The sequence below is a fragment of the Gemmatimonas sp. genome (assembly GCF_044376735.1).
In the GTDB taxonomy this organism is placed as follows: Bacteria; Gemmatimonadota; Gemmatimonadetes; order Gemmatimonadales; family Gemmatimonadaceae; genus Gemmatimonas.
In genome coordinates this window covers 1-9,699 of the sequence record NZ_JBILKJ010000107.1, presented here as the reverse complement: position 1 = coordinate 9,699, position 9,699 = coordinate 1, and the positions used below count along the sequence as shown (strand labels likewise).

Annotated in this window: 10 protein-coding genes; all 10 read right to left on the bottom strand. The window is 68.0% G+C overall.

Features of this window, described 5'->3' with window-relative positions:
• Positions 1 to 956: BatD family protein (locus tag ACIRA7_RS12460; protein WP_396221170.1), on the bottom strand; the 956-nt coding region annotated here is incomplete at its 3' end.
• Positions 953 to 2,647 (bottom strand): VWA domain-containing protein, encoded by a 1,695-nt coding sequence (locus ACIRA7_RS12455; protein ID WP_396221169.1) that lies wholly within the window; start codon positions 2,645 to 2,647, stop codon positions 953 to 955. The genes ACIRA7_RS12460 and ACIRA7_RS12455, both read right to left, overlap by 4 nt.
• Positions 2,644 to 3,705, bottom strand: a complete 1,062-nt coding sequence (locus tag ACIRA7_RS12450) for a VWA domain-containing protein (RefSeq protein ID WP_396221168.1) — start codon at positions 3,703 to 3,705, stop codon at positions 2,644 to 2,646. Before ACIRA7_RS12450 ends, ACIRA7_RS12455 begins: the two co-directional genes overlap by 4 nt.
• A complete protein-coding gene (locus tag ACIRA7_RS12445) occupies positions 3,702 to 4,817 on the bottom strand; it encodes a hypothetical protein (RefSeq protein WP_396221167.1) in 1,116 nt (371 codons plus the stop codon). The genes ACIRA7_RS12450 and ACIRA7_RS12445 overlap by 4 nt, the downstream gene beginning before the upstream one ends.
• Positions 4,817 to 5,878, bottom strand: a complete 1,062-nt coding sequence (locus ACIRA7_RS12440) for a DUF58 domain-containing protein (protein WP_396221166.1) — start codon at positions 5,876 to 5,878, stop codon at positions 4,817 to 4,819. The genes ACIRA7_RS12445 and ACIRA7_RS12440 overlap by 1 nt, the downstream gene beginning before the upstream one ends.
• A gap of 4 nt (positions 5,879 to 5,882) precedes the next feature.
• Entirely contained in the window at positions 5,883 to 6,857 is a 975-nt protein-coding gene (locus ACIRA7_RS12435) for an AAA family ATPase (protein WP_396221165.1), read from the bottom strand.
• Positions 6,858 to 6,955: 98 nt separating this feature from the next.
• Complete coding sequence (locus ACIRA7_RS12430; protein ID WP_396221164.1) at positions 6,956 to 8,023, bottom strand: pseudouridine synthase; 1,068 nt, start codon at positions 8,021 to 8,023, stop codon at positions 6,956 to 6,958.
• Positions 8,020 to 8,574: an SMC-Scp complex subunit ScpB gene (gene scpB, locus ACIRA7_RS12425; protein WP_396221163.1), complete on the bottom strand. Its 555-nt coding sequence runs from the start codon at positions 8,572 to 8,574 to the stop codon at positions 8,020 to 8,022. Before scpB ends, ACIRA7_RS12430 begins: the two co-directional genes overlap by 4 nt.
• A complete protein-coding gene (locus ACIRA7_RS12420; protein WP_396221162.1) occupies positions 8,549 to 9,298 on the bottom strand; it encodes a segregation and condensation protein A in 750 nt (249 codons plus the stop codon). Before ACIRA7_RS12420 ends, scpB begins: the two co-directional genes overlap by 26 nt.
• Positions 9,299 to 9,305: 7 nt before the next feature.
• Positions 9,306 to 9,699, bottom strand: a 394-nt coding sequence (locus ACIRA7_RS12415) for a metalloprotease (protein WP_396221161.1), incomplete at its 5' end; no start/stop codon positions are given.

Genomic DNA, 9,699 nt, shown 5'->3' with positions numbered 1-9,699 from the left:
CACGCTCGGAGGGGCACCACCGAAACGTTATCCCCCTCAGTCGTCGTGGCCAGCGAGCCATCTTCGACCGCAAGCGCGCGCGGTGCCGTTTCCGCATAGACGTACTCACCGCGATACGGATCGAAGTAGCTGTAGCGAAGCGTTGGCAGTTCGACCTGCCCCGCCTGCGTGGGGGTGAGAATCCAATCGAATTCCTTATAGCCACGCACGAACGCACCGGTGGTATCCACGCTGACGCGCTCGGTGCCGGGGACGGTCGAGGCCCACGAGACCTCGAGTACCGGGCGCGGCAACAGCTTCACGTTCCCGATGCCATCGACGCGCATCGTGAGCACCAACGGATCGCCGACCCGCGCGGTGGAGGAATCGATGGTGACCGACGCACGGAGGACACCGACGGCGCCGGTGTAGTCCTGAGGGCGGCCGGCGTCGGGGAGCGGCTTCACCACCAGCTGCGCGCTCTCGGCCCGCACGATGAAACGTTCCTCGCGGCTGAAGTAGCTGGAGGATTGCGGCAACGTGTAGCTGAGCTGCGGTGCCGGCACCACGAGGGTACCCGGCGCCACGGCGAAGAGGGCGCGCTGAAACACGTGCGCCTCAAAGGGGGGCCCGCCGTAGCCGCGCGGCGCGACCCGACGCGGCGCACCGAGTTCATACGCGAGAATCCCGCGCAACTCCGGCGGCAGGAACTCCGGATTGCGACGCAGCCTGGCGCGTGCGGACTCGCTGAGCAGGACCGCCACCTGATAGGTGACCTGCTGCCCGACGTAAACGGTGTCGGGAAACGTGGCGGCGTGAAAGTCGATTGGTCGATTGCCGTCGGCCCGTACGCGATCGAGGATCGCGGTCGGTGACGGCTGTGCGAGCAACACGACGCCGAGCGATTGGGTCGCCAGGCCACCGAAGAGGGCGAGGCGACCGAGGCGCCGGGCATGCCGCCAGAGGCACGACATCACCAGTCCTTTCCTCCCGGTGGCGTACGTCCCTGTCGCTGCTTCCGTCCTTGCACATCGCGCTCTTCGCGCGCGGCGCTGTTGAGTAGCGCCTCGGCCTGCTTTTGATCGAGCCCACCCTGATTCTGCGGTTGCTCGTCTTGTTGGTCGTTCTTGGCGTTGCCGCCACCGCCCCCGCCACCACCACCCTGCGGCGGCGGCGGCGTCCGGAGCGCGAGCTCGTAGTTCCACTTGGCGTCGGCATCGGCGGGGCGCTCGCTCAACAACGCCCGGTACGCGGCTCGGGCGGCCGCAAAGGCCGCCTCGGCCTCAGGATTCTGCGGCGTTCGACCCATCACGAGTGAGGCATAGCCGGCGTTGAACCGGGCACGCATACGCGTTTCGCCGTCGCTTTCGCGTCGCACCATCTCCAACAACTCGGCGGCCGCCGCGAGTGAATCGGCACCGATGAGTGCGGTACCGAGGTTGTAGCGCGTACGCACGGTCGTGTCGCCGTTGGCGATCTGCGCGCGGTACCCGGCAATGGCCGCTTGAACGTTCCCTGCGGCGAACAGGGCAGCGGGATCGGGCGCCTGCTTGCACGACATGAGCATGACGGGGAGCGCGGCCATCATCACGAGGAGCACCATCGGCGGCATCGGAGTCGGCCGAGGCGAGCCCGTGTCGGGCACGGAACGACGGCGGGTGAGCAACCACGTATCGTAGGCAAGCAGCACCAGCGCGGGGAGCAGCAGCCACAGATACCGTGGCACGTGATCTTCGCGCGAGTCGATTTTGCGTTTGGCCGTGCGCAGCGAGCGCAGGGCGCTCCGCACACGCGTGGCCTTGTCTGAGGCGTCCGCGGGAATGAACGTCCCCCCGGCGGCGGTGGCAGCCGCTTCCAGCAGTGCGGGCGCGTACCGGGTGATCACGATCGTTCCTTCGTCGTCGCGCTTCTCACGCGTGACGGAGCCGTCCTGGATCGGAATCGTGCTGCCCTGTGTGGTGCCGAAGCCCACGGTCACGAGACTCACGCCCTTGACGCCCGCCTCGGTAGCGGCGGCCTTCACGTCTTCCTCCGGCTCGAACGCCTCGCCGTCGGTCATGAGGACGAGCGCGCGATCGGCACTGCCGTCGCTGGCGAGCAACAGTTCGGTCCCCTGCCGAATCGCGCGGGCAATCGAGCTGCCCGCCTGCCCCACCACGGACGGATCGAGATTGTCGAGGAAGAGCTCGATCGCCCCATTGTCGCTGGTGAGGGGGGTCAGGATGTAGCTGCGGCCGGCGAAGGCGATCAGGGCCACGCGATCGGCCTGCGACATGGCGCGTAACCGGCGGACTTCCTGCTTCACCCGTTCCAACCGTGAGGGCCGCTCATCAGGCGCCATCATCGAAAGCGAGGCATCGATTGCGATCGCCATGTCGATACCACGCGCACTGACGGGCCCGCGGGCGAGTCCCCAGCGAGGACCCGAGAGGGCGCCCCCCGCGAGCAACGCAATCAGCACGAGCCGTAGCGTGCGCCCCTGTTCATCGGGGTCGGTGACCATCACCAGCCGACGCAGCGCCGACGACTCGGCGTAGCGCGCGAGACGCACGCGACGCTGGCGCGTCCGCACCGACCGCATCCACCACACGACGAGGGGAAGCACCACCGCCGCGAGCAGCATCCACGGCACGTCGAAAATGAGCGGTGGCAGAGTGCCAAGGTTCATGGGAGCACTCCGCGACGGGCGCGCAGGGCCAATTCACCCAGCAGCGCGGCCAGCCCGAACAGCAGTGGCCAGCGGAACCGTTCGGTGTAGCGGATGTACGCGCGCGCTTCCACGATGGAGCGCTCGAGGGCGTCGATCTGTTCGTAGATGCTCTGTAGCGCTTGGGCATCCTTGGCGCGGAAATAGCGACCGCCGGTGTTGGTGGCGATCTCCGTGAGCAAGGCTTCGTCGATCTTGACCGGCCGATTCTCATAGCGCAGTCCGAAGAGCCCACGCCCCACCGGCACGGCGGCCATACCTTCGCTGCCGACGCCGATCGCATAGATGCGAATGCCAAAGGTGCCAGCGGCCTGCGCCGCGGTCCGCGGATCGATGGCGCCACGATTGTTCTCACCGTCGGTGAGCAGCACCATCACGCGCGACCGCCCCGGCGCCGTACGCAGGCGATTGGCGGCGGTGGCGATCGCGGTGCCGATGGCGGTGCCGTCTTCGAGCTGACCCACCTGCAGGTTGTCGATGGCGGTGAGCACCACCGGATAGTCGGTGGTGAGCGGGACCTGCGTCAGCGCTTCGCCGGAGAACGCCACGAGACCCACGCGGTCGGATTTCCGGCCAACGACGAAGCGCTTGACCTTTTCCTTGGCGACTTCGATGCGGTTCTGCGGCTGGAAGTCTTCGGCGAGCATGGAGCTCGAGATGTCGACGACCAGCGCGATGTCGATGCCCTCGCTTGCGACGCGCTCCGCCCGTGCGCCTGAGCGTGGCTGGGCCGCGGCCACGATGAACCCGGCCAAGGCGAATGACCGCAGCCGGGGCAACCAGCGCACCCATGCGAGTGATGGTTGCGGGCCGAGACCGAGCACGGCGGCGCGTGAGAACGGAATGGCGCGCTGCGGTGCCGCGCGCCGGCGCCACCATGACCAGAGGGGTAGCAGCAGCAACAGCAGCAGGAACGCCGGGTGCGCAAAGTTGATACCGAAGATCGACCACGCGTCGGGGCTGAGCGAACCACTGAACTCGCTGAGCCTCTCACGAATCCAATCGAAGACGCGCGTCATGCCGCCCCCGCCTTGGGGCGACGCGACTTGCGGCGCGCCTCGTCTTCATCGGCCGCCTTGGCGTCGCGCTCGGCTTTTTCGGCGGCCGCCCGGGCGGCCGCCTCGACGGCTCGTCGGGCGCGTTCCGCGGCTTCGATGTGCTCGACGACGGCGCGCGCCTCGACGGCGAGCTCGCGCGCTCGCGTGTCGGAGACCTTGCGACGGGCGAACTTGATGCCGTCGCCGTCGGCCAGCAGCGAGATGAGTCGATCGCGCGGCATGCGCTCATCGTCGCCGATGGCGCCGATCAGTTCGGCGCTGGTCAGCGACAGCACCGCCAGCGGACTCCGTCGGGCGAGATAGGTGCGCACGACGTCGATGGCCAGCGCGACGTAGCGACCGCGCTCACCGGCATCGGCCAAGGCCAGTCGGTCGAGCCGCTCGAAGTCGTGCACGGCACGCGCATAGGGATCGAGCGCGGCGTGTATGGTGGAGTCGGTGGGTGTCCGGCGTCGCTTCCGCAGCCACCAGAGGACGGCGAGAGCGGCCAAGAGCAGCAACGCGGGCCACCACCGTTGCCACCACGGCACAACACGCGGGAAGAGATCGCGCGGGGGCTTGGGTTTGTGCATCGACGAATCGCCCGGCAGCACCGACCTGACGAAGACGCTGGCGTCGTTGAGCGGCACGTTGAGCGTGGTCGAGCCGTAGCGCACGACCGCGTCTTTGAGACCGATCGGGAGCGCACCGACATGCCACGCGGCCAACGCATACTCGGCGCGTTCGGTGCGACCACCGGCACGCATCGACTCCTGTGTGACTTTCGTTGGCTCGCGGCTGACGACCATGGCCGTGGTGTCGTCGAGCGTGGGCCACTCGATGCGCGCGCCGACGGGCACCACGACGGTCACGATGAGCGTGAAGGGATCGCCCACCTCGACGGTATCGGGGCGCACCAGAAAGCCGGCCTTGACGCGCGATCCAGTGGGTGGCGTCAGGACGCCACGCGACACCGGCGGAACGCGCGGCGGCGCGCCCTGCGCGCCCGCGGCGGCATGCCACACCGTGGCGTACGATCCCGCGACAAGCGCGATCAGCCCCGCCGCGCGGCGTCCAGACAGCATACGCGGCATCAGCGGCTCCGCTGATCCGCCACGGAGACGGGCGCATTCACGACGCGCACCGGCGCGGCTGTGCCGGCGGCATCGCCCATCGCCCCACGCGGTCCGGTGCGCACCGCGCCATGCGGGCGACGGGTGCGCGCCCGGAAGAACGCCAGTAGCGCGTCGACGTACCCGTGCTCCGTGTGCACGACGATCTCGTCGAGCCCGAGCCGGCCGAACAGTTTGCGTCGCCGCGTATCGTCGGCGGTTACCTGTGTGACATACGCGGCGCGCACGGACGGATGCGACGTATCGATCTCGACCACCTCACCCGTTTCGGGATCCTGCAGCCGCGCGGGCCCGATGTCGGGGAGCACCCGCTCCGAGGGATCCTCGAGGGTCACGGCGATCACATCGTGCCGCTGTGCGAGTCGCGCCAGCGGCTTCTCGAGATCGTCGGCATGAAAGTCTGACGCGAAGAAGACCACCGAGCGATGCGGAAGCAGTCGCATGAGGCGATCGACGGCGACGGCCACCGACGTACCGCGACCAACGGGGGTGATGGTCATGAGATCGCGAATCAGCCGCAGCGCGTGCTTACGCCCCTTGCGTGCCGGCAGAGCGTGCTCGACGCGATCGGAAAACATGAGCAGCCCGACACGATCGTTGTTCCGCGTGGCGGCGAGCGCCAAGACCCCCGCCATCTCGATCGCAAGTTCGTGCTTGAAGTGCGCGCGGGTGCCGAAGCGCGACGAGCCCGACATGTCGATCACGAGCATGATCGTGAGCTCGCGCTCTTCGACGTAGCGCTTGACGAACGGGCGGCCCATGCGCGCTGACACATTCCAGTCGATCGAGCGGACCTCATCGCCGGGCTGGTACTCGCGGACCTCCGCGAACTCCATGCCCTGCCCCTTGAAGAGCGAGCGGTACTCCCCGGCGAAGCGCGAGTCGACCAGGCGCCGCGTGCGCACCTCGATGCGGCGCACCTGCCGCAGCACCTCCGCCGGTGCCACGGACAGCGGGGACACGGAGTGCGGCGACGCGGTGGGCGCGCTCGGCGAGACGGTCGACGCGTCGGACTTCGCCACGGGGTCAGGGCGCTTCGACGACGGCGAGCAGGCGCGAAACGATGGTATCGCTCGTGACGCCTTCGGCATCGGCTTCGAACGATGTCAGCACGCGATGGCGCAGGACATCGGGGGCGATGCTCTTCACGTCGTCGGGCGTCACGAACGCCCGACCGCGCAAGAAGGCATGCGCCCGAGCCGCCTGCGCGAGAGCAATCGTAGCGCGTGGCGACGCCCCGAACTCGATGAGCGGCCGCAGATCGGCCGCGCCGACGTCAGCCGGCGCCCGTGTCGCGTGCACCAGATCGACGATGTAGTCCACGATGCGCTCGTCCATGTACAGCTCGGCGATGCGACGACGGGCGTCGAGCAGTTCCTCGGGGGAGGCGATCGGGTTGACGACGATGCGCTCGCCACCCGCCATGCGGCGCAGGATCTCCTTCTCCTCGGCGCGCGTCGGATACCCGACGCGCAGCTTCATCATGAAGCGGTCGACCTGCGCTTCGGGGAGCGGATACGTGCCCTCCTGCTCGATCGGATTCTGCGTGGCCAGCACGAGGAACGGCTCGGCGAGGAGATAGGTGGTCCCACCGATCGTGACCTGCTTCTCCTGCATCGCCTCGAGCAACGCGGCCTGCACCTTGGCCGGCGCGCGATTGATTTCGTCGGCGAGGATGATATTGGCGAAGATCGGTCCGTGCTTCACGCGGAACTCGCCGGTGGTTTGGTCGAAGATCTGCGTACCGACCACGTCGGCGGGGAGCAGGTCGGGGGTGAACTGAATCCGCTGAAAACTGGTGCGCACCGTTTCGGCGAGCGTGCGCACGGTGAGCGTTTTTGCGAGCCCCGGGACGCCTTCGAGGAGCACGTGACCGCCCGTGAGGAGCGCAATGAGCAGGCGCTCCACCATGTACTCCTGTCCGACGATTCGCTTGGCGACTTCGCGCAGGACGCCCTGCACCAGGGCCGCGTCCGGCGACGCGGCAACGCTCGTGGTCACGATCTGCTGCTCCTCTTGTTGGTGGCTCGTTCCATCGAGCATACCCGACAGTGTCCGGTCTGCTCCGTCATATGGCCCGGGGGCGCGTCCCGTGGGGATTACTTGCCGCCGACCATGAGGGCTTCGAGGACTTCGCGTTCGGTGCTGTTCAGCGCTCGGGCGCCGCCGGACGGCAGCTCACCGAGTCGCACGGGACCGAAGCGGGTCCGAACGAGGCGCTCCACTTCGAGTTCGAGCGCATCACACAGGCGACGGACTTCGTGCGTCTTGCCCTCGGCGATCGTGATCTCGAGGGCCCAGCGCCGTCCACCGAGGGGATGCGCGACAACTTCCCGCGGAACGACCAGCCCATCCTCGAGCTGGACACCGCGACGGGCGACCTTGGCGGCGGTGACGGCATCGCCGCGCACCGTGGCGACATAGGTCCGCTCGACCTCATTGCTGGGGTGCGTGAGGGCGTGGGCCGCTCGACCGTCGGTGGTGAGCAGGAGGACGCCCTCCGTCATGAAGTCGAGGCGCCCCACGTAGACCAGTCCCGGGACGTCGTCCACGAGATCGAACACGGTGGTGCGCTTCTCCGGATCCTTCCGCGTGGTCATCACCGCAGCGGGCTTGTGCAGCACAATCCACGTATGCGAGGTCACACGGGTAATCACGGGCTTTCCGTCCAGCATGATCACGTCGCGAAACGGATCAACGACCTGTCCGACCGTGGCAATGGCGCCATTCACCTGTACACGCCCCTCGGCGACCGCCCGATCGGCTTCACGTCGGGAGACGACACCGGCCCGAGCGAGGGCGCGCTGGATGCGCATAGGGCCTTCGCGCTCGGCCTTGACGGTGCCACCCGCCTTCGACGGCGGCGCGTCGATCGACCGCTGCGGCTTGGGGCGACGCTTGGAGGAGCCCGTCTCGCTTCGATCGCGCACGGGACGGGCGCTGCGCACGTCCGCCGCGTTGGTCTCTGGCTGTTCGCGCGAGGCGGCATCGCGCACGCTGCGTTCGCGCGGCGGCTTTGGCTTCGCGACCGATGGGACGCCGCGCTTGTCGTTGGCGGCGCGGGCGGCGGCGCCGCGAGCCGAGGGCCCCTTGGCCGTCTTTTTCTGGGTGCCGCGGCGGTATTCGCCTTTCTTTTCCGCGGCGGTCTTCTTGGGGGGCTTCGTCACTCCGGCACGACGGCTGCGTTACCGGCACCACGGAGGGCGATGGCCAGCTCGTCGGCGCGGGGGAGTTCTTCCAGGTGTCGCAACGCGAACTGCTCGAGGAACTGCGAGGTGGTTCCGTACAGCAGCGGACGGCCGATGCCCTCGCTGCGCCCAACGATGTCGATGAGGCCACGCTCGTGCAGCGACTTCAGCACGGAGCCCACCGCGACCCCGCGGATTTCTTCGATTTCCGCTCGGCCGATGGGTTGGCGATAGGCGATGATGGCCAGCGTTTCGAGCGCGGCGGCCGAGAGCCGATGCGGACGCACGGCAACCTGGGCACGCTCGATCGCCTCGGCGAACTCGGCACGCGTGAGGATCTGCCACCCACCTCCCTGCTCGACCAGTTCGACGCCATGTCCATCGACGTCGTAGTGCTCACGCAGTTCATCGAGTGCTGCCGCGACCGCGGCGGGACTGGACTCGACGTCCAACGCCGCCAGCGCGTCCATCGCGATGGGGCGCGGGGCGGCGAACAGGGCGGCTTCAAGCAGCTTCGCTAACGGCGTCACGACAGATCTCCACAGAGGCGAAGGCGTGGGGCTGCGCGATCCGCAGTTCGCCGAGCTTCGCCATTTCAAGCAACGCGAGCAGCACCGACAGAATCTGCCAGGGCTCGGCGTCACGACCAACCATATCGAACCAGCGAGCCGACCGGCGCATAGCGAGCACCGCCCGCACCGTGACCATCGCACCGGCGACGTCGAGGGCACGCGGGATGACCTCGTGCAGCGTCGGCTCCTTGGTCGTGCGCAGGACGCGATCGACGGCGGCGAGCAGTTCACCGAGGGAGAGCGAGAGCGGCGCGTTGAGGGGGGTGATGTCGGCCGCCTGCGGCACCCACCGGCGCGGGAACCGGTGCCGGCGCTCCTCGCCGCGGCGCTCGAGGAGATCGACGACTTCGCGCATTTGCTGGTACTCGAGCAGGCGGCGCACCAGTTCAGCGCGGGGATCTTCCCACGCGTCCTCTCCATCGGCCCGCGGCAGCAGCATCTGCGCCTTGATGCGGAGCAGGCGCGCGGCCATCTCGAGATAGTCGGCGGCTTCGTCGAGTCCCAGCGTGCTGATGCGCGCCAGAAACTGCTCGGCGATGCGGGCAATGGGAATGTCGTAGATGTCGAGCTGTTCATCGCGGATGAGCGACAGCAGCAGATCGAGTGGGCCGGTAAAGTGGCTCAGCTCGACGACAAAGGAGGGTGCCGTGTGTTCGGCGTGGCGGAAATTCGGAGCGATCACGCGGCCTTCACGCGAAGGGGTTGGGCAGCATGTACGGGACGTAGACCTTCATGGCCAGATCACCGAGTGCGGAAGCGGGAGCGAGCCAGATACCAACGAGCGGCCGGGCGAAGGAGAGCACGGCGAAGAGCAGAAGCAAGCCGACGCCGCCGAGGCGCTGGTACTGCAAGGACCACTTCGGCGGCAGGAGATACTTGAACACGTGCGATCCATCGAGCGGCGGAATCGGAATCAGATTGAAGGCCGCGAGAATCAGATTGATATAGATACCGGCGGCGAGCATCTGCTGCAGCACACCGAGGGGCCGAACGAGTGAGGGAGCATACTGCCCGAGGAGCCCCGCGCCGACGATGAGGGGCACAATCAGGAGCGCGATCAGGACATTGGTGGCCACCCCGGCC

Coding starts and splice junctions, on each gene's coding strand:
- ACIRA7_RS12455 (WP_396221169.1), bottom strand. CDS start 2,647: ATGAACCTTGGCACTCTGCCACCGCTCATTTTCGACGTGCCGTGGATG.
- ACIRA7_RS12450 (WP_396221168.1), bottom strand. CDS start 3,705: ATGACGCGCGTCTTCGATTGGATTCGTGAGAGGCTCAGCGAGTTCAGT.
- ACIRA7_RS12445 (WP_396221167.1), bottom strand. CDS start 4,817: ATGCCGCGTATGCTGTCTGGACGCCGCGCGGCGGGGCTGATCGCGCTT.